The sequence below is a fragment of the Streptomyces cavernae genome (genome assembly GCF_004023625.1).
Taxonomy (GTDB): Bacteria; Actinomycetota; Actinomycetes; order Streptomycetales; family Streptomycetaceae; genus Streptomyces; species Streptomyces cavernae.
In genome coordinates, this window is sequence record NZ_RPDJ01000047.1 from 22229 (window position 1) to 47597 (window position 25369).

General features: G+C 67.7%; 18 protein-coding genes and 1 pseudogene. 11 read left to right on the forward strand and 8 right to left on the reverse strand.

Annotation, left to right across the window (positions count from 1 at the left end; genetic code table 11):
- Nucleotides 1-134 precede the first annotated feature (134 nt).
- Entirely contained in the window at nucleotides 135-1490 is a 1356-nt protein-coding gene (locus EF387_RS39930) for an NAD(P)/FAD-dependent oxidoreductase (protein WP_128381517.1), read from the forward strand.
- Nucleotides 1491-1655: 165 nt separating this feature from the next.
- On the opposite strand, the gene EF387_RS39935 is transcribed toward EF387_RS39930, so the two are convergent.
- Nucleotides 1656-4409: a cation-translocating P-type ATPase gene (locus EF387_RS39935; RefSeq protein ID WP_128381518.1), complete on the reverse strand. Its 2754-nt coding sequence runs from the start codon at nucleotides 4407-4409 to the stop codon at nucleotides 1656-1658.
- A 459-nt stretch (nucleotides 4410-4868) separates the two neighbouring features.
- On the opposite strand from EF387_RS39935, the gene EF387_RS39940 reads away from it, so the two are divergent.
- Both EF387_RS39940 and EF387_RS39945 read left to right on the forward strand, forming a co-directional pair.
- A complete protein-coding gene (locus EF387_RS39940) occupies nucleotides 4869-5210 on the forward strand; it encodes a hypothetical protein (protein WP_128381519.1) in 342 nt (113 codons plus the stop codon).
- Nucleotides 5211-5288: 78 nt separating this feature from the next.
- Complete coding sequence (locus EF387_RS39945) at nucleotides 5289-5789, forward strand: GNAT family N-acetyltransferase (RefSeq protein WP_128381520.1); 501 nt, start codon at nucleotides 5289-5291, stop codon at nucleotides 5787-5789.
- 72 nt (nucleotides 5790-5861) lie between these two features.
- Here EF387_RS39945 and EF387_RS39950 read toward each other — a convergent pair whose 3' ends face one another.
- Nucleotides 5862-6446: a hypothetical protein gene (locus tag EF387_RS39950; RefSeq protein ID WP_128381521.1), complete on the reverse strand. Its 585-nt coding sequence runs from the start codon at nucleotides 6444-6446 to the stop codon at nucleotides 5862-5864.
- A gap of 432 nt (nucleotides 6447-6878) precedes the next feature.
- Here EF387_RS39950 and EF387_RS46895 point away from each other — a divergent pair, with 432 nt between their 5' ends.
- The 4 genes and pseudogenes from EF387_RS46895 to EF387_RS39965 all read left to right on the forward strand — a co-directional run bounded on the left by EF387_RS46895 (nucleotide 6879) and on the right by EF387_RS39965 (nucleotide 10991).
- Nucleotides 6879-7034: a hypothetical protein gene (locus EF387_RS46895; protein WP_155589816.1), complete on the forward strand. Its 156-nt coding sequence runs from the start codon at nucleotides 6879-6881 to the stop codon at nucleotides 7032-7034.
- A 14-nt stretch (nucleotides 7035-7048) separates the two neighbouring features.
- Nucleotides 7049-7177, forward strand: a pseudogene (locus EF387_RS39955) (ABC transporter ATP-binding protein); the annotation flags it as partial.
- The gene (locus EF387_RS39960) at nucleotides 7174-9615 is read left to right on the forward strand and encodes an FtsX-like permease family protein (RefSeq protein ID WP_128381522.1); all 2442 of its coding nucleotides are present in this window, start codon (nucleotides 7174-7176) and stop codon (nucleotides 9613-9615) included. The pseudogene EF387_RS39955 and the gene EF387_RS39960, both read left to right, overlap by 4 nt.
- A gap of 443 nt (nucleotides 9616-10058) precedes the next feature.
- The gene (locus EF387_RS39965) at nucleotides 10059-10991 is read left to right on the forward strand and encodes a sigma-70 family RNA polymerase sigma factor (RefSeq protein WP_128381523.1); all 933 of its coding nucleotides are present in this window, start codon (nucleotides 10059-10061) and stop codon (nucleotides 10989-10991) included.
- Between the two features lie 41 nt (nucleotides 10992-11032).
- On the opposite strand, the gene EF387_RS39970 is transcribed toward EF387_RS39965, so the two are convergent.
- On the reverse strand, nucleotides 11033-11965 hold the full coding sequence (locus tag EF387_RS39970) for a sigma factor-like helix-turn-helix DNA-binding protein (RefSeq protein ID WP_128381524.1): 933 nt from the start codon (nucleotides 11963-11965) through the stop codon (nucleotides 11033-11035).
- Nucleotides 11966-12344: 379 nt separating this feature from the next.
- Between EF387_RS39970 and EF387_RS39975 the strand changes: the two genes are divergently transcribed.
- Nucleotides 12345-12635 carry a WhiB family transcriptional regulator gene (locus EF387_RS39975; protein ID WP_128381525.1) on the forward strand — a complete coding sequence of 97 codons (291 nt, stop codon included), beginning with the start codon at nucleotides 12345-12347 and terminating at the stop codon, nucleotides 12633-12635.
- A 73-nt stretch (nucleotides 12636-12708) separates the two neighbouring features.
- On the opposite strand, the gene EF387_RS39980 is transcribed toward EF387_RS39975, so the two are convergent.
- Entirely contained in the window at nucleotides 12709-13887 is a 1179-nt protein-coding gene (locus EF387_RS39980) for a low temperature requirement protein A (protein ID WP_238431963.1), read from the reverse strand.
- A gap of 373 nt (nucleotides 13888-14260) precedes the next feature.
- Here EF387_RS39980 and qcrB point away from each other — a divergent pair, with 373 nt between their 5' ends.
- Complete coding sequence (gene qcrB, locus EF387_RS39985) at nucleotides 14261-15895, forward strand: cytochrome bc1 complex cytochrome b subunit (protein ID WP_128381526.1); 1635 nt, start codon at nucleotides 14261-14263, stop codon at nucleotides 15893-15895.
- A 257-nt stretch (nucleotides 15896-16152) separates the two neighbouring features.
- Here qcrB and EF387_RS39990 read toward each other — a convergent pair whose 3' ends face one another.
- Entirely contained in the window at nucleotides 16153-16857 is a 705-nt protein-coding gene (locus EF387_RS39990; protein WP_202918519.1) for a sigma-70 family RNA polymerase sigma factor, read from the reverse strand.
- A gap of 352 nt (nucleotides 16858-17209) precedes the next feature.
- On the opposite strand from EF387_RS39990, the gene EF387_RS39995 reads away from it, so the two are divergent.
- Nucleotides 17210-19978: a helix-turn-helix transcriptional regulator gene (locus tag EF387_RS39995; RefSeq protein WP_128381550.1), complete on the forward strand. Its 2769-nt coding sequence runs from the start codon at nucleotides 17210-17212 to the stop codon at nucleotides 19976-19978.
- Between the two features lie 125 nt (nucleotides 19979-20103).
- Here EF387_RS39995 and EF387_RS40000 read toward each other — a convergent pair whose 3' ends face one another.
- The 3 genes from EF387_RS40000 to EF387_RS47195 form a co-directional block, all read right to left on the reverse strand.
- Nucleotides 20104-22875 (reverse strand): helix-turn-helix transcriptional regulator, encoded by a 2772-nt coding sequence (locus EF387_RS40000; RefSeq protein ID WP_128381527.1) that lies wholly within the window; start codon nucleotides 22873-22875, stop codon nucleotides 20104-20106.
- Between the two features lie 113 nt (nucleotides 22876-22988).
- Nucleotides 22989-23459, reverse strand: coding sequence for a transposase (locus EF387_RS40005; protein WP_162467295.1), 471 nt, complete (start codon nucleotides 23457-23459; stop codon nucleotides 22989-22991).
- Nucleotides 23460-23502: 43 nt separating this feature from the next.
- Nucleotides 23503-23748 carry a hypothetical protein gene (locus EF387_RS47195; protein WP_162467296.1) on the reverse strand — a complete coding sequence of 82 codons (246 nt, stop codon included), beginning with the start codon at nucleotides 23746-23748 and terminating at the stop codon, nucleotides 23503-23505.
- Between the two features lie 499 nt (nucleotides 23749-24247).
- On the opposite strand from EF387_RS47195, the gene EF387_RS40010 reads away from it, so the two are divergent.
- Nucleotides 24248-25198 carry an alpha/beta hydrolase gene (locus tag EF387_RS40010; RefSeq protein ID WP_128381528.1) on the forward strand — a complete coding sequence of 317 codons (951 nt, stop codon included), beginning with the start codon at nucleotides 24248-24250 and terminating at the stop codon, nucleotides 25196-25198.
- The last annotated feature ends 171 nt before the right edge of the window (nucleotides 25199-25369 follow it).

Genomic DNA, 25369 nt, shown 5'->3' on the forward strand with positions numbered 1-25369 from the left:
CGATAACGCTGCCGCCCTCAATCGGGCAACAGTCCTTGCCGCCGTCGTCACGGCCGTCAGGCACTTGTCGGTGCTGTCACACCAACGCGCTCTCGCCTGTCTATATGGCTGACGGACGAGGAGCAGAGGGAACCATGCGTGAGATCCTGATCGTCGGTGGTGGCTATGCGGGCTTCTACACCGCGTGGGGCCTGGAGAAGTCATTGCGGGCCGGCGAGGCGCGGGTGACGGTTGTCGACCCACGCCCGTACATGACTTACCAGCCTTTCCTGCCGGAGGTGACGGCAGGTTCGGTCGAGGCACGCCACGCCGCTGTGTCGTTGCGACGTCATCTGCGCAAGACCCGGCTGATCGCGGGGAGCGTGACGGAGATCCGTCACAAGGACCGCACGGTCGCCGTCCAACCTGTGGACGGAAACGCCTACGAACTCCACTACGACATCCTCGTCGTCACTGCCGGTGCTGTGACGCGTACCTTCCCCATACCCGGTCTGGCGCAGCAGGCCATCGGCCTGAAGCACGTGGAGGAGGCAGTGGCCATCCGTGACCGGCTTCTGACCGCGTTCGACCAGGCGGCGTCGCTGCGGCCTGGCGCCGAGCGGCGGAAACTGCTCACCTTCACGTTCGTGGGCGGCGGTTTCACCGGTGTCGAGGGCTTCGGCGAACTGCTGTCGCTGGCGACCGCGATGCTCAAGTCCTATCCGGAGTTGAGCCTGGAGGACCTGTCGTTCCATCTCGTCGAGGCCCGGGACCGCATTCTGCCCGAGGTGAGCGACCGGCCGGGTGCGTGGGTGGTGCGTTCCTTCGAACGCCGTGGCGCGCGCGTGCATCTCAATACACAACTCCTCTCCGCTGTGAACGGGCACGTCGTGCTCTCCAGCGGAGAGGAATTCGATTCGGAACTGATCGTCTGGACCGCCGGCAACGCCTCCAACCCGGTCGTGCACAACCACACGGACCTGCCGGTCGACGAGCGGGGACTGCTCGTGGTCCGCCCCGATCTTCGCGTGGGCACCGACAGCGATCTCGTGCCGGATGCGTGGGCGGCCGGAGACGACGCGGCCGTTCCCGACCTTGCCTCGCCTGTGCCGGGGGCGCGCACGGTCCCGAACGCCCAGCATGCCGTGCGTCAGGGCAAGCGCCTCGCGAAGAACATCGCGGCCGGACTGCGCGGGGGCAGGATCCGCAACTATCGCCACAGCAGCCTGGGAGTGGTGGCGACACTGGGGCTGGGGCGCGGCATCTTCCAGTACAGGGGCATCGTCATCAAGGGAGTCCTCGCCTGGCTGATGCACCGGGGCTATCACGTCCTGGCCGTGCCCACCTGGGAGCGCAAGGTCCGCGTTCTTACCGTGTGGCTCACCGCCGCCCTGTTCGGCCGGGATCTTGTCTCCCTCGCGGCCGTTCAGCACCCACGGGACGCGTTCGTCACGAACGGCGGTCCGCAGCGCTCCGGCGAGAGCCGGGCGAGCGACCACACGGCCGCTTGAGCATGCCGGAACAGGGCCGGCGGCTGACGGCCGGCACTCACACTTCGTCTGCCTCACCGGCCCTTGACCCCGAACCGCTGGAGCACACAGTGGGCCGTGAATTGCCGTGAATTGCCGTGAATTGCCGTGAAATGCGGTGGAGGGAGTGAGTACCCGGGCGTACGGTCAGACCCGCAATCCCGCCCTGGCCATCGCCGACCGTACGGAGCGTACGACGAATTCGGCGAGGAGCACGGTGGACGCGATGCTCAGGCACAGGCCCCATTGGGTCAGGGTCAGCGGCACGGTGCCGAAGACCGTGTGTGCCCAGGGCAGGTGGACGACGGCGACCTGTACGGCGAGGACACCGGCCAGGCACAGCCACAGCGCGCGATTGCGGAACTGATGTCGGCCCAGCAGCGGGCCGTCGTCCGCGCGGGCGCCCAGGGCGTTGAACAGCTGGAACAGCACGAACGTGGTGAACGCCATGGTCAGCGCGGTGTCCGGGGCGACGTACGAGCGGGCGACGGCGAGCAGCGTCACGGTACCCATGGCCATGACCGCACCGGCCCGGCCGATGGCGAAGAGCCGGCGGGCGTCCAGGATCCGCTCACCCGGGTCGCGCGGCGGGTGGCGCATCACATCGTCACGGGCGGGGTCGACGGCCAGGGCCATCGCGGGTGGTCCGTCCATGATGATGTTGACCCACAGCAGTTGGGCCGCCGTGAGCGGGGACGGCAGACCGGCGAGGGAGGCACTGAGCAGGGTCAGGATCGCGCCGATGTTGGTTGCCAGCTGGAAGCGGACGAACTTGACGATGTTGGCGTAGATGGCCCGTCCTTCGCGGACGGCCCGCACGATCGTGGAGAAGTCGTCGTCGGTCAGGACCACGTCGGCGGCTTCCTTGGCCACGTCCGTGCCGGTGATGCCCATGGCCACGCCGATGTGGGCGGCCCGGAGCGCCGCGGCGTCGTTGACGCCGTCACCGGTCATGGCGACGATGTGTCCCCGATTCGTCAGCGTCCGGACGATCACGACCTTGTGCTCCGGGGCGACCCGGGCGAACACGGCGATGTCGTCGATGCGCTCGGCGAGTTGTTCCTCCGTCATCCGGTCCAGTTCAGTGCCCGTCACGACGTCGCCGTCGATGTCCAGCTCGCGGGCGGTGGCCGCCGCCGTGTCGGCATGATCACCGGTGATCATCTTGACGGCCACTCCTGCCGTGCGGCACTGCGCTATTGCGTCCCGTGCCTGCGGGCGGGGCGGATCGGCGATCCCGGCGACCGACATCAAGGTCAGGCCGGGTAGCGCGGCCGGAGTGAAGGCGCTCGGCGTGTCGACCATCACGGCGGTGGCCGCGCCCAGTACTCGTAGTCCGGCGCTGCCGAGCCGGCCCGTCACGGCGAGCATCTCCTCCTTGCGCCCTTCGTCGAGGGGGCGAGCACCGTCCTCGGTGAGGACGTCGGTGCACATGCCCAGCAGGACGTCGACCGCGCCCTTGACGTGGACGCGGGTGCGGCCGTCGGGTTGGGTGTGGAAGGTGGCCATGTACTTGGTGGCCCCGTCGAAGGGCAGCTCGCCCGTGCGGGGCAACTCCGTACGCAGCCGGTCGGCGTCCACACCGGCCTTGGCGGCCAGGACGACCAGTGCGGCTTCTGTCGGGTCACCGATGAAGTAGCCGTCGTTCAGGCGTGCGTCGTTGCACAGGGCGAAGGGAAGCACCGCGTCACGGAGATCGTCGGCGGGAGACGTGTCATCCGCGCCGGGGACGCGGAGGACGCCTGCCGTTCCGTACCCCTCCCCGGTCACGTCGTAGAGCCTGCCCGCGGTCCACAAGCTCCGCACGGTCATCTCGTTGAGGGTGAGCGTGCCGGTCTTGTCGCTGCACACGACCGTGGCCGCACCGAGGGACTCCACCGAGGCCAGTCGTTTGACGATGGCACCGCGACGGGCCATGCGGTGCACGCCGAGTGCCAGCGTCAGGGCCAGCACGGCGGGCAGCCCTTCGGGGATCGCTGCGACGGCCAGGGCTACGGCCTGCAGCGCGACGTCCGAAGGCGACTCGCCGCGGACCCATGCGCTCAGGGCATAGGCGACGACCGCGACTCCGCTCAGCAGTGCCAGCCGCCGGCCGAGGCTGTCCAGCTGAACCTGGAGCGGGCCCGGCGGCTCCGTCCCGGTACGCAGCGCCTCGGCGATGGCGCCGAGTTCGGTGCGCATTCCGGTGGCCGTGACGATCATTTCGGCACGGCCCCGGGTCAGTGCGGTGTTCATGAACAGCATGCTGGTGCGCTCGGCGAGCGCCACCGGGGCGGTCGATGTGTGATCCACGGCGGTCACGCTCTTGGCAACCGGCTGGGACTCACCGGTCAGGGCGGCCTCGGCCACCTCGACCGCCTCTGCGACGATCAGCCGGCCGTCAGCCGGTACGCGGTCGCCGGCCTCCAGCAGGACCACATCTCCGGGCACGAGGAACTGTGCCTCCACCACCTGCTCCGTGCCGTCGCGGCGAACCCTCGCCGTGGGCACCAGCATCCGGCGCAGCGCCTCAAGACTGCGCTCGGCACGCCGCTCCTGCCAGTATCCGAGCACGGCGTTGATCTGCAGAACGACGGTGATCACGACTGCGTCCCTGATGTCCCCGATGGCTCCGGCCACCACCGCGGCGATCAGCAGGATGACGATGAGCCAGTTGCGGAACTGGTCCAGGAACTTCAGCCACTCCGGGCGTCGGGCCGGTTCGGACAATCGATTGGCGCCGTGGACCGCCGCGCGCTCGGAGACCTGCCGCGTGCTCAGCCCCATCCCCGGGTCGACGCCGAGCCGGTCGGCCACCTGGGCGGGAGCCTGCCGATAGGCGTCCGGCTCAGCGGCGGGGACCTGCGGCGCGGTGTCCGTGCGCGCGACCTGGCTCCCGGGTTGCCCGTCCAGCGTCGTCATTGATTGATTCCTTTCCGGAGCGGAGCATCACGACGGGGCAGTACGGGTGATGCGGAACGGCCTGGATGACCGAGCCCAGCAGCAGACCCCACCCGTATGACCGGGCACGAGGAACGGATGTGACACGCCAGGCCGCGGGGTGGATTGCGCTGTGACGTCGACAGCCTTGACCCTCAACTGTGTGTGTCACAGACGGGCGAGCTCTCCGGTCCATGAGATGAGAAGGCCGCACCGTGACGGTGCCGTGGTTGATGTCCTCGCGGCTTCCCGGCGCTGGTGCGTGAACCGCAGATACGCACTACGGCGACTGGCCGGCTGCCGACGCCCTTCCACCGAGCCGGCCGGCGGTGCGCCCACACAGCTCAGTGCGCCGGGATCCGCGATGCATCCCGGCATTCGACCCGCCCGGGTCCGGTATCGCCGCAACCGGGCTTCTTGCCTTCCCCGCTGGAGCACACCATGGACGCGAGTGAAGAGGCCAAGCGCGGCCTGACCGAGATCGAGAACTTCCTCTACCAGGAGGCCCATCTGAAATCAGCACACCGGCGCGTGGCCGATTTCACCGCACGGGCACCGTGGCTGACCCGGGAGCAGAAGATGGATATCGAGAGGTGGTATCTGGAGGAGCAGACCTACGTTGCCCGCATGGTGACGGAGCACATCGCCGACAGCATCAGCGTGGCGGAAGAGCAGCACCGTGTCCGCGTCCGGCGATGGCTGAGAGGCACACTGACCGCGATGACCGTGATCACCGTGACGATGATCGGTCTGTGCGTCGTGATCCTGCAGTCGATGCGCTGAACCACCGGCGCTCATCAGCCCGCGTCCGGTCGCCGACTTGCGGACAGGCGAGCAGTCATGTCATGCGATGCTCACGTCATGACTGACCACCGCGAGGTTGCCATCGTCCGCTGGCCAGGTCAGGCCCCTTCCGCCCAGGATGGGCCGGCAGATCTGCTGGCGGCCTACCATCTGCAGACGCAGGCCGAGAAGGGTGCGGCCGTCGCCGGGGTGGATGGTTTGCCGGACCGCTACCGTGCAGAGATCGCGGATCCACAGGCCGCGTTCGTTGACGATGTCGTGCTGCTGGCGTTGAGCGGGGACACCGCGGTGGGCTGCCTGGTGGTGACCGCCTCTGTCGACGGACGGACCGAGGTCAAGAGGCTCTGGACGGACCCGGCGTTCCGGGGGCGGGGCATCGCGTCCAGCCTGGTCAGCGCCGCTCTCGTGCATGCTGCGGAAAGCGGCGTCAGCGCGGTGCGGCTGTCGGTATGGGAGTGGCGGGCAGGCGCGATCGCCATGTACGAGCGGCTTGGATTCACCGTCACCGAGTCGTGGGACGAGCGGGACCAACTGGTCTGCATGGAACGAGCCGTGTGAGTGGTCACAGCCATTCATTGATGGGCGCGACGAGGACGGTCGCCTCGTAGCGGACCGCGATGATATATGCCGCTAGGAGCGCTTGGCGCGGTAGAGGCCCCGGCCGGTCCGCTGGACACGGGACGCACCGACCAGGCGGTCGAGGGTGCTGCGAACGCCGTTGATGCTTCCGCTGTCGGTATCGCGGCCGAGAGCCGCGGCAACATCGCGGGCTCGCACATCGACATCGCCGAGGCCGGCGAAGTACTCCATGATCTGCTCGGTGAGCTTGCCGTACGACTTCTGCCTGTCCGTGTCCGTTTCGGCGCCGACAGGACGTTCCGCGTCCTTGCCGCTCCGCGGCTTCGGAGGCTGCGGAGCGGCCTTCGCCGTCGCGTCCACAGGCTCGGTGGAAGTGGTGTCGGCCTGCGGTTCGGCGGTCGTCGCGGCCCGGCCCCGCCGCGCACCCGCAGCATCGGCCGTAGCCGTCAGGGTCGCAGCGGCTTGGTTGTGCATCAGGGGCACGAGGGCGCTGAGGGCCCGCTGTACCGAGCTGAGATGCGCCACAACCGCGGCCAACTCCCTTTCGAGTGCCTCCTTCTGGAGCTGCAGGCGGGCCAGGTCCTCTTGAAGGCTCTCAGCGGTGATCTCAATGTCATGCGCCGTTACAGAGACCATGTGTTCCTCTCATCTTCAGCCCACGTGCCACGCCCCGGCTCACCTGCGGTACCGCTCGATCCGAACGCGGGCATGGGACCCCTCCGTCATCATATGCAGTGACCCACTCTGAACGTAGTCGGAAGGCTGTCCTGGAGAGGAACGGCCGACCCGCGGAAGGGTGCTGGACAGAGTGCGATACGTATTCAATGCCATCGCAACGGTCGTGGCCAGTATGTGAGGGGCAACCAGTACGTCGCCCGCGGCCTGCTCCTCGCATCGTTTGACAACATCTCGCAGGAACACACCGTCCGCTGCCAACTGGCATGGGCGGATTGTGCGTGCTCGTCCTGAAGTGGCCGCGTCGCGGTTACCCGTTGCGAGGTCCGTACTGGCGTATGTTGACACCATGTCTATGCACACCGTGTATACATCGTGTGTATGGTCTTCGGTATGTCAATCCGCAACACCCCCCTCGGGCTGGTGGAGTCCGGCCCCTGCCACGACGTCAAGCGCGTCTTCCACGAGAAGTTCAGCCCCGGCCGGTGCCTCGCCTACGGCCAGGTCCACGACGGAGGCCGACTCGCGAAGGCGGTGACTCGGCGATGAACGACACGGAACGCACCGAGACCGCTCGATCAACCGGCGCCGTTGTCGTCCTGGTCACCCACGAGGCACGCGTCGCCGCCTACTCGGACCGCCAGACCGTCGTACGCGACGGGCGCTCCCGGAACACGGAGCGCGTCGCATGACCCCCGACGACCGTGCGCACAGCACCGATGCGCTTCCCTCGGCGCCGTCCCGGGTGGGGCCCGGAGGACCAGGAGCGTGGATCCGCGAACTCGGCCTGGGCATACGCTTCGCCGCGGCGGGGGGCCGGGGCGGTTGGGCAAGGACCGTCCTCACCGCCGCCGGGGTGGCGCTCGGCGTGGCCCTGCTGTTGCTCGCCGCTTCCACGCCGAACATCCTCTCCGTCCGTACCGACCGCGGCAACGCCCGCCAGCCGTCGAATGTCATGTCGTCGACCTCGGTGCCGAGGTCGGAATCCTCCTTCCTGTGGCGTTCAGGCGACACCGTCTTCCGGTCCGACCTCGTGGGCGGGATGCTGCTGCGCGCCGACGGCCCGCGCGCGCCTGCCCCGCCCGGAATCGCGAAGATCCCTGCTTCCGGCGAGATGGTCGTCTCCCCGGCCCTGAGGGAGCTGCTGGACGCGCCCACGGGCGCCTTGCTGAAAGAGCGTCTGGACTACCGGATCGTGGGCACCATCGCACCCCCGGGTCTGCTGGATGGGAGCGAGCTTCGCTACTACGCGGGCAGCGATCGCATCAGTCTCGACGCGGGCGCCGTACGCGCCACGCGCTTCGGGTACGTCCCCCGCCACGACCCCCTCGACGCGTTGTTGTACGTGCTGGTGGTGATGATCTGCGTCGTGCTCCTGGTGCCGGTCGGCATCTTCATCGCCACAGCAGTGCGCTTCGGCGGCGACCGCAGGGACCGCAGGCTCGCAGCGCTGAGGCTGGTCGGCGCGGATCGTCGCATGGTCGCGCGGATCGCCGCCGGCGAGGCGCTGTTCGGCTCGGTCCTGGGCGTCATCATCGGCGCCGCGCTGTTCCTGGTGGGGCGTCAGGCCGCCGACTACGTCCGGCTGTGGGGCGTCAGCGCTTACCCGAGCGACATTGTCCCGCGCCTTGACCTCGCCGTAGTCGTCGCCCTGGCGGTGCCGCTCACCTCGGTCGTGGTGACGCTCTCCGCGATGCACTCGGTATCCGTCGAACCCCTCGGCGTGGTCCGCCACGCCCGTCTGAGACGAAGGCGACTGTGGTGGCGGCTGGTTCTGCCGGCCGTGGGCCTGGTGATCCTCCTGGTCTCCGACCGGATCACCGCCCCGTCCCAGGAAGTCAGCGCGATCCCTGTCGCCGCCGGGGCGGCGCTTGTGCTGGTCGGCCTGGTCGGCCTCCTGCCCTGGCTGGTCGAGGGGGCCGTGGCCCGGCTGCGGGGCGGCCCCGTGGCGTGGCAGCTCGCCGTTCGCCGTCTCCAGCTGTCCAGCGGATCAGCGGCGCGTGCCGTCAGCGGCATCATGGTGGCCGCGACGGGGGCGATTGTCCTGCAGCTGATGTTCGGAGCGATGCAGCAGAGCTTCATGACCACCTCCGGGAGCGGAGAGAGCGGCGGGAGCGAAAGGAGCGGTGGGAGCGAAGGGAGCGGTGGCAGCGCTCGGACGCCGGACCTCACCCTTGTGTCGATGAACGGGAACACTGCCACCGCCGCACGGTTGGAGGCGGGTTTGCGTCGCACGCCGGGCGTGACACTGGCGTTCGCCATTACATGGACGTACGTGTCCGGTCCCGAGCGGTCTGTGACGTCCCTGACCGTCGGTGACTGCGCCCAGCTGCGGAAAGTGGCCCGCCTGCCCTCGTGCCGCGACGGTGACACGTTCGTCGCGCACAACCCTGGTGATGCCGCGGGCAGTCGGCATGTGGACGAGACGGCCAGGCCCGGCAAGGCTGTCACTCTCAACGACTACAGCTCCGACGGCCCGGTTCGAGTGCTCCGGTGGACGCTGCCGGCAGACAGCCCAGTGGTCCTGACCGTGCCGGATCCGATGGGTGAGAGGCACGACGGGATCCTGGCCACCCCAGGCGCCCTGCCGGCCGGTCCTCTGCCAGGAGCCGAGACGTTGGCGGGTGTTCACACGAATCCCCGCGTGACCGACGTGGCGGACCAGGTCCGCAACACGGCTGCCAAGCTGGATCCGGCCATAGGAGTGCGGGAACGACAGAACCGGCAGCGGGACAAGGACTACGAGTCGGTCCAGACAGGCCTGCTGGTCGGCGGCACGCTGATGATGGTGCTGATCGCCGCGAGCATGCTGGTGTCCCAGATCGAGCAACTACGGGAGCGCAGGCGTTTGCTGTCGGTCCTGTTGGCGTTCGGTACGCGGCGCTCCACGCTGGCCTGGTCGGTGCTGTGGCAGACGGCCATCCCGGTCTTCGTCAGCACTGTGCTCGCTTCCGCCGGCGGGCTGGCGCTGGGCCATGTGATGCTCGGCATGGTGCAGAAACCGGCCAAGGACTGGTGGGTCTTCCTGCCCTACGCAGGGGTGGCCGCGGGGCTGGTTCTGCTCGTCACCCTGGTGAGCCTGCCACCACTGTGGAGGATGATGCGGCCGGAGGGACTGCGTACGGAGTGACAACGATGCCCCACAGCTCCGCACAGCGGAACTGTGGAGCGGACTGACGGCGCCTGACCGACCCGGATGTCTCGTACCGAGGGTCGCTCAACAGCGTGTCAGTTCTCCGTACATGATCTTTCTTGACCCAACCCAACATTGTGTTTCTGGTGGGATGCCCGTCGTCTTGGAGACGGTCGGCAGCACTCCGCTGCCCCATCCCTGTCACAGGAGCGAGCCGACCCCGGTCTTATTGGGGAGACGCGATTGGAGCAGTCGTGACGTTCGGCGGGGCAGTGGTCCCCGCCGGACCCCAACGACCCACGCAGTGCGTAACACCCGGCAGTACTGCGGCCTCCAGGAACGTGTTTTGGACCAGTTGTCGGATCCGGCCGTGACCACGCGGTCGCCGCGCGGTCACGCCCTTGGAAAATTGCACCCGGAGGAACGGAGACCGCAGGACCATGGATCTCGAACTGTCCCCCACGACGAGTGAGCTTGAAGAGGCTGTTTCTGTCTTCGTGCAGCACCGGAACCGCCTCTTCGGAATCGCCTACCGCGTGCTCGGCAGCGCCGTCGAGGCCGAAGACGTGGTCCAGGAAGTGTGGCTGCGCTGGCAGAACACCGACCGCTCCGTGGTGATCAGCCCGGTCGCCTTCCTCTCCAGTACGACGACCCGCTTGGCCATCAACGTCGCGCAATCCGCGCGTGTGCGCCGGGAAACCTACATAGGACCGTGGCTGCCCGAACCCGTCGACACGAGCTCCGACCCGGAGGTGGGCGCGCAGCGCGCGGAGGCTCTCGAACTGGCGCTGCTGTTGGTGCTGGAGAAGCTGAGCCCCACTGAACGCGCCGCATACGTACTGCGCGAGGCATTCGATTACGCCTATCCCGAGATAGCTGAGGTCCTTCACCTCAGCCTCGTCAACGTGCGGAAGATCGTTAGCCGTGCTCGCAAGCATCTGTCGGAAGAGCAGCGGGAGAGCGTGGACACAGCGGAGCACCGACGCCTTCTCAGCGTCTTCGTCTCAGCAGCTCAAACGGGCGATGTGGCTTCGCTGGAGGCCCTTCTAACCCCCGATACGGTCAGTCTGTCCGACGGCAACGGTCTGCGCGGCTGCGCTCGTATTCCTGTGACAGGCCGTGCACGTGTGGCCAAGATGGTTACCTACCCCAAGCTCTGGCGGGAAGCGGAGCCCAGGTTGGTCGATGCCAACGGCTGTACGGGCGTGATGGTCTACCGGGATGGCGGGCCCATCGCGTTCATGACGATGGCGGCTTCGAAAGAAGGCATCTACAAGCTGATGTGGGTGTTCTCTCCGAGCAAGATCGCCGCTTTCCTTGATTCGCGTACCCGCGTCACAGCCGGCCTTGACTCTGCGGCGGGTGCCGTGTGAGTGCGGGACTGTGCCGAGGCGGTCTTCGCGCGATCAAGTGGTCAGAATCGGCTGTCGTCCTGCCGTGACGGGGCCTGGTGTGAGCTACGGCCACCGGTGGCGGATGGTTGGTTCCAGGCGCGCAGTTTGTTGGGATTGAGTACGACCCAGACCTGTGTGATGTGGTCGTCGGCGATGTCGAGGCTGATGACGGCGGCGACTTGGTGGCCGTAGCGGGCGACGAGGCCGGTGGCGCCGTTGACGGCGTGTGTGGTCAGGGTGGTGCGCGGGCGGTGGGCAAGGAGGGTGAGCAGGCTGCGGGCCACCTGCCGGCTGCCGTGGACGGGCCTGGTCAAGGCCCGGACCTTGCCGCCACCGTCGAAGAACGCGGTGGCGTCCGGACACAACATTGATGCCAGCAGGTCGGCGTCCTCACTCACACAGGCCTGGCACACGGCGCGGGCGAGGGCGTCGTGCTCTGCCGGCGTCGTGGGGTGCGAGCGCCGCTGCCGAAGACTGTGCCGGGCCTGATCCGCCAGTTCGGCGCACTCCGGCTCAGTGCGCCCCATGATGTCGGCGACCGCATCGGGGGGCATCCCGAAGACGTCATTGAGCACGAACGCCGCCCGCTCGGCCGGCGACAGGTAGTCCAGCGCATTCAACAGAACCCGACTGACCTCCTCCTCCAGCCTCTGCTGAGCCCCCTCGCCGTCGTCTGCCGCTCGCGCGCCGTAACCCTCCCCCCGGCCGGCCGCGTCCCGGCCGGGCAGAGCGAGCCGCGCCAGACAGATCCCGCCCGCGGTCTTCGCAAGCCAGGACCGGGGTGCTGTGATGCGCCGCCGCTCAGCATCCGACAATCCGTACCACCGCCGGTAGGTCTCATCCACAACACCGTCCGCCTCACGCGGACTGCTCAGCATCCAGTAGGCGACATCCAGCAGATACCGACGCTCCTCGAGCAACTCCGCTATCGGCACCGCCTCAGCATGGTCCATACCGCAACCTCCCTCTGTCACCACACCAAGGACTGCGGTAGCCGATGGCTGAGTCTTCGAGCACAACAGACTCCTTTGATTTCTCCGTTCAATCCGTTAGACCGGGCGGACACGGATCTTGTGACATGGCGGCCCACGGAGCGCCGCCCGGTGCCGCTTGTCGGGCATCCCACCGGGCGGCCCAGCCCCGGCGAACCGCGCCTCGGCCACACCGTTCCTTGCCGATCTCCCTCCACGCGGACTCTGCTCGGTGTCACACATGGGCTGGTTGCGCGGTCTGATGAGACAGCTCCCGGTGCCTCTTCGTGGAGACGAGAGGAACGTGATCGAATTCCGGGGCCCTCCTGCCGAATGACGAACCCTGGAGGTTTGCTTTCCCATGGCTGCTGAACGAGGAGACTACGCAACGTACTGGCGCGAACGGGCAGCTTGCCTACGCGTAGACCCTGATCTGTTCTTCCCTCTGGGAAACGGCCGCCTGACGCTTGCACAGATATACGAGGCCAAGGCTGTCTGCGGCCGGTGCCCTGTCGTGGAGCAGTGCCTCAACTGGGCAGTGCAGGTGGGGCAGGTGGAAGGCGTATGGGGCGGTACGACGGAGAGTGAACGCCGCGCGATGAGGCGATGCAGGGCCCGCCAGGTCAACGGCACGGTGGCTACGGCGGCTTGACGGCTCCAACGCCGCCGCGCTCCGAGCTGCGTGCCCGGCCGACCCACCGAACGGGGCGGGAGCGGGTGGGCGTTCATGAAGGTTTGACAGCGCCGCGCCTGTCCAGGACGAGGGTTGCGGTGATCAGGAGCCCTGCGATGATGCCGGTGCTGAGGACGGGCACGGCGGTGAAGGTGGCGCCCAGGACGGCGATGACCGCGGTCACGTTGACGATGTCGGCCAGGGCGGACGCCCGCGAGGCATGTCGGTGCAGGAGCCGCACGAGCGCGATGAAGACGGCCACAGGGATCGTGTACATGGCTGCGGCCTGCTGGTCGGTGACGGTTCCGTGGCCTGTGACCCGAGCGACGTTGAGGGCAAGCCCGGCACCGGTGGCGGCTGCGGAGGCGAAGAGGGCGTAGTGGCCGTAGCCCCATACCATCGCCGTGGTGAACATGGTGAGTCGGCGTGGCGCGTCCTGGTTGAAGTACAGCCACCACAAAGAGAAAACCGTGAGCAGGCCGCCCAGCGCGAGGAGGGCGACCGTGCCGCTGTCCACGTCGGCGTCCCATGCGGTTCGCACGGCGCTGGAGGCAGCGATGACGGACTCACCGAGCACGATGAGCGTGAACAGACCGTAGCGCTCGGCGATGTGATGCGGATGCCAAGTCGTGTTGGCCGCATGCTCGGCCCACAGCGGGATGGCGAGTTCGATCACGGCGAGAGCCAGGAAGGAGCCGATACCACCGTTGCCCGGCACGGCGAACGCGGCCACCCAGCCGATCTCGGCCACGAGAATGCCAAAGGCGTACCGCAAGCAGCATCGCCGACGTTCGTGATCACAATAGGCTGCACGCAGCCATTGACTTGCCATGGCCAGCCGCATGACAACATAGCCCCAGGTGATCACGGTCCAGTCGCCGTGCTCGAGAGCCCGTGCAGCGCCGGCTGCCATGACAAGGGCGCCGGTGATCTGAACGAGAGTGATAACTCGGTACAGGACATCGTCGGTGTCATAGGCCGAGGCGAACCACGTGAAGTTCATCCAGGCCCACCAGATCGCGAAGAACACGAGTACATAGCTGAGGACGCCTTGACCTATGCGGCCCTCCGAGAGCTCATGCTCGAAGGCAGAAGCGACCTGGGCGACGGCAGCGACGAAGCAGAGATCGAAAAACAGCTCCAGCGTGGTGGCGGTGCGGTGCTCCTCGTCCGAGAGACGAGCCAGCATCGGCCGGAACCAGGAAACTCCAACGTACGGTGACTGATTCATGCGAGTGATGTCCCTGGGACGTGGGGGAATGAGGAAAACGGCAGGGATTGTGCCGTGATCGTCTTAATGCTGCTTCAGCAGCGGCCGGTTTCCAGACAGCCGGCCGGAGAGAGGCTACACCCTTTCCAGAAGCCTGACTGGCCGTGCCTTTGCGTGCGCTCGGGGCCAGGGGGATCGCATCCACTCCGCGGCTTCGCGTGTCACATCCTCGCCGCCTGCCCGGTCATATGGGTGCGAGCAGTCCATGGGCCTGCTTTCCGTGACGGGCTCTGAATTCACTGCCCATCGCCGAAGGATCCGGTGACGAGGCTGGGAGCTGCGGGATCCGCAATGTCGAGCGTAGATCGAACGCTTTGTGAATGGTGGTCGAGGCATGGGTGACGGGAGCCAGGAGAGCGAAGCACGACCAGGAACAAGGGGGGAAAGGGTTGCCGAATGGGCTGATGGACGCCTGGGTGTCTACAGCCTGGTCAGGGCAAGAGCACGAAGGGCCTTCCCGGACCACTGGTCGTTCCTGCTGGGGGAGATATGCCTCTACAGCTTCATCGTCATCATCATTACGGGTGTGTATCTGACACTGTACTTCCATCCATCGATGAAGGAAGTGGAGTATCAGGGCAGCTACGCGCCGCTGCGCGGCCAGCTGGTGTCGGAGGCGTTCAACTCGACCATGCACCTCTCCTTCGATGTTCGTGGCGGCCTACTGATACGGCAGGCCCACCACTGGGCGGCGCTGGTCTTTGTCGCCGCCATGCTCGTTCACATGATGCGGGTATTCTTCACCGGGGCTTTCCGGAAGCCGCGCGAACTCACCTGGGTTCTCGGTTTTTTGTTGCTGATACTCGGGATGTTCGGAGGTCTGACCGGATATGACCTGCCGGACGACCTTCTTTCGGGGACCGGACTCATGGTCGTCAACGGGACACTTCTCTCCATCCCGATCGTCGGAACCTACCTCTCGATGTTCCTCTTCGGAGGCGAGTTCCCGGGGGATGATCTGGTGGCGCGCTTCAACACCATTCACGTGCTGCTCATCCCTGCCCTCATGGTGGGACTGCTTGCCGCCCATCTGCTCCTGGTTCTCCACCACAAGCACACGCAGTATCCAGGTCAGGGGCGGACCAACAAGAATGTTGTGGGCCTGCCGCTGAAGGTGCGTACTGTGAAGTCCGCAGGGTTCTTCTTCCTGGTCGCCGGTGTCATCTTCGCGATGGCCGCGGTCGTACAGATCAACCCTGTCTGGCTGTACGGCCCATACCGTCCCGACCAGGTTTCGGCCGGCTCGCAGCCCGACTGGTACATGGGTGTGGCGGACGGGCTGTTGCGGGTCATGCCTGGCTGGGAGATCACCTTCTGGGGCCACACACTGGCACTGGACAACCTGATCCCGCTGGCGGTGGGCATCGGTCTCTTCCTTGCCATGGGTGCATACCCGTTCATCGAGTCCTGGGTGACCGATGACGACGGTGAGCAGCACCTCCTCGACCGACCCCGCAACCGCCCCGTGCGCACGGCACTTGGTGTGGCCTGGCTGAGTTTCTATCTGGTGGCCCTGATCGGTGCCGCGAACGACATCATCGCCATCCGCTTCCACGTCTCGGTCAACGCAGTGACGTGGGCCGTTCGCATTGGCCTTCTCATCGTGCCGCTCATGGCGTACGTCATGACGAAGCGGTGGGCACTGGGCCTCCAGCGCCGAGACCGCGACAAAGTGCTGCACGGCCGCGAGACCGGGATCATCAAGCGTTTGCCGCATGGGGAGTTCATCGAGGTGCACGCCCCGCTCAGCCAAGGGCAACGCCACCTTCTCACACAGCACGTGCAATACAAGCCGATCGTCCCCGTGGGTAACGGGGGAGGCCCGGATGCGGGATCCCGCCTTGCCCAGCGCCTGCGTGCCAGGCTCAGCCGGAGCTTCTACGGCGAGGGCGCGCAGATCGCCAAGCCGACCGCGCAGGAGTACGAGGAGATCACAGCCGAACACGCCTCTGACCAACCGCACATGTGACGAACGCGTTGCGCGTACCGTCCTCCCGGGCAGGGATACAAGCCCCAGGCCAATTACCGTGGCACCAGGGCCGGTTGGCCCGCGCACGGGCCCTGCCGTACGGCGCTCTGGAGCGCCGCCGACGTGTCCTCGGGCGGGAGCGGAGGAAGTGGAGGGGCGAGCCGGGCACGTCGAAGCGGACGTCCGGGCTGGACCAGCCACCGTCCCAGCCCGGCTACCGAAGGATTCCCGGAAACCACCGAGCGACGACTACCCGCTTACCCTGTTTCCATCGGCCCGCAGGTGGGTGGGGCGTCGGTGTCTGCGGTAAGGACTCTTTCCAGGGAGGCAAGGTCGCCGGACCGGGCTGCCGCGAGGAACGCCTGAACGAGACGCCGATACGCGACGGAGTCCACTGGCTGCGTGTGATCGTTTGCGGCGAGACGCTGTTGGGCGCGTGTGACCTGCTGCCTCGTATTGGCGACACTCAAGCGCAGGATCTCGGAGATCCGGCAGTAGGGGTAGCCGAAACTCTGCCGTAGGACATACGCGGCGCGTTGCCTCGGCGTCAGCGTCTCCATCAGCAGGAAAACCGCTCGCTCAACGGCGTCCTGCCGCTCGGCCGCTGCTTCCGGCGTCGCGCGGGTGTCCACCACCTCCGGGAGCCAAGGAGTGGCGCAGGACTCTCGACGTCTCCAGGCGGACTGGACGACGTTGATGGCCAGCCGGACGGTTGTCGTCCTGAGCAGCGCCCGGGGGTTCGAGACGACCGTACGATTTGCGCCCTGCCACCGAAGCCATGTCTCTTGGATGACGTCTTCTGCCTCGCTCGCGTTCCCTACGATTCCGCTGGCGATCTTGAGAAGTCCGGGCCTGGCACGGGCGAACACCGTTGCGGCGTCGTCCAGATCACCGATCGTCCGGTTGGCCGTCGTACCCGTCATCTCCCGACCTTGGCCGGCTTCGGCCAGGTGTGTGTCCACGACCGGCTCCTCTGCTCCGTGGGGCAGCGGCTTGATGGCTGCTGACAACCAACGTCGCGCCCCGGAAAGCCGATGGCGCCCCTGGAAGGCCGTAGGCGGCTCCGTGGTCGTGCCGTGGTTGATCCGTGGCCAAGGGCTCCAGAGCCGCCTTGACCAGCAGTGCCAGGACGCAGGACGAGGTCCGCTTCGTCGACGAGGAGGCGGAGCGGTCTGCCTGGATCAGGATGTGACTACGACGTCCACTGTCCTTGTACGGCCCTGTGACGGAGTCGGCTCGCCCCGGTCGACAACGCGCAGCGATCCACAGACGGATTACCATACCGATCGAAGGATTCCGGACAGGGGAGCTGCCATGGCGAGGAGCGGTTCAAGAGCCGGACTCCTCGGGAGGCAGAACGAGTGCCAGGCTCTCGATGACCTTCTCGCAGGCGCCAGAGCTGGACGTAGTGGTGTCCTGGTCCTGCGCGGTGAGGCAGGTATCGGGAAGACCGAGCTGTTGAGACATCTCCTCGACCGTGCCACCGGATGCCGCACCGTCAGGGCTGCCGGCGTCCAGTCCGAGATGGAGCTCTCCTACGCCGGTCTGCACCAGCTCTGCGCTCCTCTGCTCGACGGCCTCGACCGTCTGCCCGAGCCTCAACGTGACGCGCTCGGCACGGCGTTCGGTCTGCGTGCAGGCGGTGCGCCCGACCGGTTCCTCGTGGGTCTGGCCACTCTGAGCCTCCTCGCGGACGCCGGAGGGAACGAGCCGCTGGTCTGCCTCATCGACGACGCCCAGTGGCTGGATGACGCGTCGGCACTGACCTTGGCGTTCGTCGCCCGCCGACTGCTCGCGGAATCAATCGTGATCGTCTTCGCCGTCCGCGAGCCCAGCGCGGGCGAGGCTCTCAGCAGTCTTCCCGAGCTGGCCGTCACAGGGCTGACCGACCGCGACTCCCGCGCACTCCTCGACTCGGTCGTCACCGGACCGCTCGACCAGCGGGTGCGCGACCGCATCGTCGCCGAGTCGCGCGGTAACCCGTTGGCCCTGATCGAGCTGCCTCGCGGGTTGACCGCGGCGGAGCTGGCCGGCGGTTTCGGGCCTCCGGATGCACGGCCGTTGTCGAGTCAGCTCGAGCAGGGGTTCCTCAGCCGTGTGCTGTCGCTCCCGGTCGATACGCAACGCCTGCTGTTCACCGCAGCCGCCGAGCCGGTCGGCGACGTGACGTTGTTGAGGCGTGCGGCCGAGCGGCTGGGGATCGACGTCGACGTCGCCGCGTCGCACGTCGGCGCAGCGGAGCTGATCACATTCGGCACCCGGGTGCGTTTCCGGCACCCGTTGGTGCGCTCGGCGGCTTATCGCGCCGCGGGTCCGGAAGACCTGCGAGAGGTACACAAGGCGCTGGCCGAGGCGACCGATGCCCAGCTCGATCCCGACCGTCGGGCCTGGCACTTGGCGGCCTCGGCCTCGGGACCCGATGAGACGGTGGCTGCCGAGCTGGAACGCTCCGCGGGCCGGGCGCAGGCGCGCGGCGGCATCGCGGCTGCGGCCGCGTTCCTCCAACGTGCGACCGCGCTGACGCAGGATCCTGCCAGACGTGCGCAGCGCGCCGTGGATGCCGCACAGGCGAAGCTCCACGCCGGGGCGTTCGAGCCGGCGGCCACTCTCCTCGCCACGGCGCAGGCAGGCCCCCTCGACGAGCTCGGGCGCGCGCGGATCGATGTGCTGCACGCCCAGATCGCGTTCGCCCAGAACCGCGGCGGTGAGGCGCCCCCGCTGCTGCTCGCCGCCGCTCGCCGGTTCGGGCCGCGGGACGTCCCGCTCGCCCGTGAGACCTACTTGGATGCCATCGCGGCGGCGCTGTTCGCCGGCCGCCTGGCGCGCGGACCAGGCCTGCGCGAGGTGGGTGAGGCCGCCCGCGGCGCGCCGTCGCCGCATCTGCCGCGGTTGGCCGACCTGCTGCTGGATGCCCTTGCCGTGCGTCTCACCGACGGTTACTCGGCTTCGGTGCCGATGATGAAGCGAGCCCTCGAAGCGCTCTGTGACGAGGAGCTCCCCGTCCAGGAGGCGCGGCGCTGGCTCTGGCTCGCATCGGTCCTTGCTGCGGATCTGTGGGACGACGAGCGCTGGCACAAGGTCGCAACCCGTCATGTGGCGATCACGCGCGAGGCCGGCGCGCTCAGCGCGCTCCCCGATGCGCTGGACTCCCGCGCACATATGCACCTCATCGCGGGGGAACTGGCGGCGGCCGAGTCGCTGGTCGAGGAGGTGGGAACAGTGTGTGCGGCAATCGGGAGCCACCCGGCGCGCGTCGGACCGCTCGGGCTGGCTGTCTGGCGTGGTCGCGAGCGCGAGGCCCGCACGCTGATCGATGCGATCATGAGCGAGGCCGTGCCGAGTGGCCAGGGAAACGCCGTTACCGTCACACACTGGTACCAGGCGGTGCTCTGCAACAGTCTCGGCCAATACGCGGACGCGCTGGCTGCGGCCCGAGAGGCAGCCGTCCCCCAGCAGGAGTTCGGCGCGCCGCGATGGGGCTTGGTCGAACTGATCGAGGCAGCCGCATGCGGCGGCTCACCCGAGCTGGCCACCGACGCCCTCGAGCAGCTCTCGGAGACGACGCGAGCCAGTGGCACCAACTGGGCACTGGGGGTGGAAGCACGCTCGCGGGCGCTCCTGAGTGAGGGCGACGCCGCGGAGCCGCTCTACCGCGAGGCGATCGAGCGGCTCGCCCGGATCCGGGTCCACGTGGAGCTGGCCCGCGCACAGCTCTTGTACGGCGAGTGGCTGCGCCGCGAGAACCGCCGCGTCGACGCCCGTGCCCAACTGACCGTCGCACACGAGACGTTCAGCAAGATCGGGGCCGAGGCGTTCGCCGAACGCGCGCGAAGGGAGCTGCAGGCCACGGGAGCGAAGGTGCGCAGCCATACCGTCGCGACGCCCACGGCCCTCACCTCCCAGGAAGCGCAGATCGCTCGTCTCGCCGGCGAAGGGCTCACGAACCCGGAGATCGGCGCGCAGTTGTTCCTCAGCCCTCACACGGTCGAATGGCACCTCCGCAAGGTGTTCGCGAAGCTCGGCATCTCCTCTCGCAAGGAGATCCGCACCATGCAGCTCGAAGGCGAGGCGACGTCGGCCTGATCCGCAACCGCGTCGTGGGCACCGTCAGGTGCCGACTACGACAAACGCGTCCAGCATGACCAGGCCCTGGTCACCTTCGCCTGCCCATGACCTCGGCTGCCCGGACGCTGCCGACACGACGTCGTCTAGGCCGGGGGAGTGGTGGCTGATCGGTCGGTGAGTGTGGTGCGCAGTTGCCTGCGGGAGGTGATGCCGAGTTTGGCGAACACTTTCCGCAGGTGCCATTCAACGGTGTGAGGGCTGATGAACAACTGCGCGCCGATCTCGGGGTTGGTCAGTCCGTCACGGGCAAGGCGCGCGATCTGTGCCTCCTGAGAAGTGAGCGTCGTTGGTGCGGCGATCGTGCGCTTGGCCACCGTCTCCCCGGTGGCCTGCAACTCGCGGGCGGCACGTTCGGTGAACGCACGTGCACCGAACCCGGAAAACATCCCGTGCGCGGACCTCAACTGCGCACGAGCGTCGCCGCGACGATTCTCCCGACGCAGCCATTCCCCGTACACCAAGTGGGCCCGGGCCAGTTCGACACGCATCCGGGTACGGCCGAGCCGCTCGATCGCCTCCCGGTAAAGCCGCTCAGCAGAACAACCCTCGCTGACCAGCGCACGGGAGCGCGCCTGGGCACCCAACGCCCACTCCGTACCGGCCGCATCCGTCATCTCGGCCAACCGCCCCAGCGCGGCGACAGCCGCACTACGCTCACCACTGCGCACCCCTGCCTCCACCAACTCGGTCAGTCCCCAGTTGGCCACGGCCACGTCCTGCGTGTGCGCGCTTGCCCGGCTTGCCGCTGCGAACGCTTGTTCGTACTTGCCCAGGCCGTTGTAAAGCACCGCTCTGGCCCACTGCGCAACGGTCACGCCGACACCTTCTCCACGGGCCACGGCGTCTTTCATTTTGGCCTGGATCAGCGCATCGGCTATGAGTTCATCTCCTTGCCAGGCGGCCAGACCGAGCGCACCGTACGAGACGAAGCCGCCGCCGGCCACCTCGTTCACCGCCGCGATCTCCGCGACGAGCAGCGCGGCCGCGTCCAGTTCGCCGACGAACACGTGGACCAGGACCGCGGAGCTGAGCGCCAGGGGCAGCTCGCCCAGGGCGCCGATGGCGCGGGCGGTCTTCACATGGCGCGTGGCGAGCTCCGACCAGCTCTGGTCGTCCCACATGTCGCCCGCGACAGCGATCGCGAGCCGGCACCACCGCATCACTTCCCCCGCGTCGGTGTCCCAGTCGAGTGAACGCAGAGCGCTCTGAGAGGCGGCGGCTGCGGCACTGTATCCCTCAGTGAACCTGAGGACCAAAGAGTCAAGGAGCAGGTCCGCATTGCGCGGCGCCCGGGCCACTGGCGGAATCTCGCGTATGGCTGCTGCCACCGCGCGGACGTCGGAGCCACCTCCAAGGCTCCCGGCGTACATGGCAGCCAGGATCGCGTCCAGGAAGGTCTCGCGAGCGAGGCCGGCGTCGAGCGGTACGAGGCGGCGTGCGGCGGCCAACAAAAGAGGACAAGCCTCAGTGCCGCGGCTCGACGCGAAGGCGATCTGCGCCCGAAGGAGACCTACGCGGGCCTGCTGAAGCTCATCCAACGGCCCGACTTCGGCGACTGCCAGTAGCTCCCGCGCGCCATCGGGCGCGCCGGCTCGAAGCTTTGCCTGCGCAGCGGCAACTGCGCGCGCCGCCCTACGCCGCGGATCCGGGGTCAGCACGGTGGCGCGTACCAGGAAGGCTGCCGCGGCAGCGGCGCCTCCACGCGACTGTGCCCGCCCGGCCGATGACTCGAGCTCGGCGGCGATCGCCTGATCGGGTCCCACGGCCGCTAGGGCGCGATGCCACGCGCGGCGGTCGGGATCAAGAGTGGGATCGGTCACCTCCGCCAGGACGCGATGGGTTTCGCGCCTTTCGGCGAGGTCGGCCGACCGGTAGACCGCAGAGCGCAACAGGGGGTGTCGGAATCGCACCAGGGCGCCGATGTCGAGCATCCCGGCAGCTTGCGCCGCGGCCGCCGCGCCGGGGTCGATACCGAGTCGCTCTACCGCGCGCCAGAGCAAGATCACGTCGCCGACCGGTTCGGCGGCGGCAGCCAACAGCAGTCGTTGCGTCGCCGACGGAAGGGATTGGACCTGCCGGAGGTAGCTCTGCTCGATGTGGCCGACCGTCGTTCCGGGGTTGGGCAACCCGAACCCGCCGGCCAGTTCTGTCGCTGTCAGACCGCGGGGAAATTCCAGCAGCGCCAGGGGGTTGCCGCGCGCCTCGGCGACGATCCGGTCGCGGACCCGCTCGTCCACTGGTCCTCTTATCGCCGAATCCAACAGCGCGCGGGCATCGGCATGTTGCAGGCCTTCGACCGTGAGGTCCGGTAGACCGGCGAATTCGTGGTGTTCCTGTAGCTCACGGAAGGCGAACACCAACGCGAGCGGTTCGGCGAGCATCCGTCGCGCGACGAAGGCCAGGGTCTGTGCGGAGACTCGATCAAGCCATTGCGCGTCATCCACGAGGCAGAACAGCGGCTGCTCTGTCGCCACATCGGACAGCAGGCTGAGCACTGCCAGACCGACCAGGAATCGGTCCGGCGGTGGCCCGGTGCTCAGTCCGAACGCCGTGGCCAGAGCCTCGGCCTGCGGACCCGGAAGGCGATCGATGCGCCCGAGGAACGGAGCGCACAACTGGTGCAGGCCCGCGAACGGGAGCTCCATCTCGGACTCGACACCTGCTCCGCGGGCGATTCGGTACCCGGAAGCACGTTGTGCCAGGTATTCCAAGAGAGCGGATTTGCCGATTCCGGCCTCGCCGCGCAAAACCAGGACAGCGCTGTGTCCTGCCTCCACACCGGATGCGAGCTGATCGAGCGCGTCGCATTCGCTGCGCCGGCCGTGCAGCTGTCTCCGAAGGTTTTCGTTCGCCATCGCCACCGCCTGGGGCGAGGGTAGCAAGGACCAATTCGGCCCAGCAGGTAAGTCGGCCCAGCGCCGCTGGCCCGAGCTGCTCCTGTCCGAGGGCCGATACCGGTGGGCGTTGCTCACCACGCTGCTGCCGCCCTGGCCCGAGAGGCTCCTGGCCCGCGGCCGGTGCCGGACCGGCTGCGCCTGCATGGCATCCTGTGTGTGCTGCACAGCGACATCGCCCCCGAGGGGCCGCTGCAGATCGGGGGATACGCCGATGAGGAGGCCATCGACACCGACCCGGTCGCCGGTGCCGTGTGGTGGGCCGTGATGGTGTCGCCTTCGGGGCGGGGTATTACCTCCGCGGGCATCGACTGCCGTGTACAGCGGCGCCGACAGGTCCGCCGGCGTCGCCTCGGCGAGCCGGTCCCGAACTCCAGGGAGAGTGGTAGGAGTTGCCAGGCTATGTCATGGGGCAGGACGTACAGGATGCCCTGCAGACCGGGCCGATCATCCACTGGCCCCGGCGACCGGTTCGGCCAGGGCGGCAGCAGGGGTTCGATCAGCGCCCACGAGGCATCGTCCACGATCCACGGCCGAGTCGTCACACATTTGCGATGGCTTCGCGAGGCACGGCTCTCGCAAAGCAGATCAGAGACACATGGTCAGACTGACCTGACCGATGGCATTCCGCAGTATCCGCTGGACTTCGATCCGATCAGCCACGGCCTGGACGTCGCCCCGGACCACCCGATCCGGGTCACCGCTGGCACGCTGGATGGCGGTGCGCACTGCGTGATCGGTGTCGACGGCCTCATCTACAACGTAGTAAAGCCATACGGGTTGGTGGCCGGCAGTATGGAACTGCAGGCCCACCAGCCACTTGTCACGATCCATGAGGCGTGAGCGAGAGGGAGTTCGCTCAGGGGACGCGGGATGACGTTCGTCGCCTTCCGAGAGGCCAGACTTCGGAACCCTCCCGGCCGGAGGAAAGCTGAACGTGGATGCGCCCTGCGCTTCGTCCCTGTCCGTCTTGAGCAACATGCTGATTTGCCTCCGTTCCGAGTCGGGTGAACAGGGGTGACGCGGCGTATCGTCCGGGTTGGCAGCGGCGGCGTCATCCGGCCCACCTGTGAGCAGCAAACGGGTGGTTCGATTTGCCCTTCTACATCCTTGACTGGATGACATTCCGTGTTGTGACACGAGCAGGCCGATTTTGCTGTGTCTGTCCCCACACACTGTGACGGACACCGTCCCACGGCGGCCCAGGGGCCACACCTTGTCCCTCGCGGTGTTCCCCCGGCCCTCTCCCGGCGTATGTCACACCTTCAGCAGGTGGCCTGTCATAAGGGTGAGAGCAGGCATGAAAACCCTTGCCGACCCAAGGAGAGCAGCGATGACCAAGCCCGTTCTTGAGACTGCGGCTCAGGAGCTCGCGGACGCGACGGCCTATCCGCCGTTCCTGTACGAGCTCGGTCCGGATGGTGCCCGGAAGCTCCTGGACGGCCTGCAGGCAGTGCCGGTGGAGAAGCCGGACGTGGCGGAGAAATGGATCACGGTGCCCGCCGAGGTGGGCGATGTGAGGGTACGGATCGTCAGGCCCGTCGGTGGTCGAGGCACGCTGCCGGTCGTCCTCTACGTGCACGGCGGGGGCTGGATCATGGGCGACGCCGACACTCATGACCGTCTGGTGCGCGAGCTGGCCGTCGGGACGAACGCCGCCGTCGCGTTCGTGGAGTACGACCGTGCGCCGGAGGCCAAGTACCCGGTGGCCATCGAGCAGGCATACGCGACGGCTCGGTGGATCACCGCGAAGGGCGCCGAGGAAGGCATGGACGCCTCCCGCCTGGCGGTGGCCGGAGACTCCGCCGGCGGCAACATGGCCGCGGCACTGACCCTCATGGCCAAGCAGCGCGGTGATGTGACCTTTGCGCACCAGTCGCTGTACTACCCCGTCACGGACGCGGGCCAGAACACCGACAGCTACCGGGAGTTCGCAGACGGCCCCTACCTCACGGCGGAGGCCATGTCCTGGTTCTGGGACTGCTACACCACTGACTTCGCCCAGCGGGCGGAGATCACCGCCTCGCCGCTGCGGGCGAGCCTGGAGGAACTGCAGGGGCTGCCGCCCGCGCTCGTCATCGTCGACGACAGCGACGTGCTGCGGGACGAGGGCGAGGCGTACGCCCGCAAGCTGACCCAGGCCGACGTTCCCACCACGAGCATCCGCATCAACGGCACGCTGCACGACTTCATGATGCTCAATCCCCTCCGCACCACGCAGGCCGCCACTGCCGCGGTGGAGCAGGCCATCCGCGCCCTGCGCACCGCCCTGCACAGCGACTGAGGGCCGGCAGCTCGGCCGCAGCATCCCAAGGATCAGCAGGACCGAAACCCTTCCCATCCCCCCGGTACGTCTGCGCGCGAATCTCATCGGTGCGGGACAGCGACCAGCCCGTCCTCACCTGTCCAAAGGCCCGCACAGCGACGATGGGCACCGTGAGTGAGCCTGGTTCGC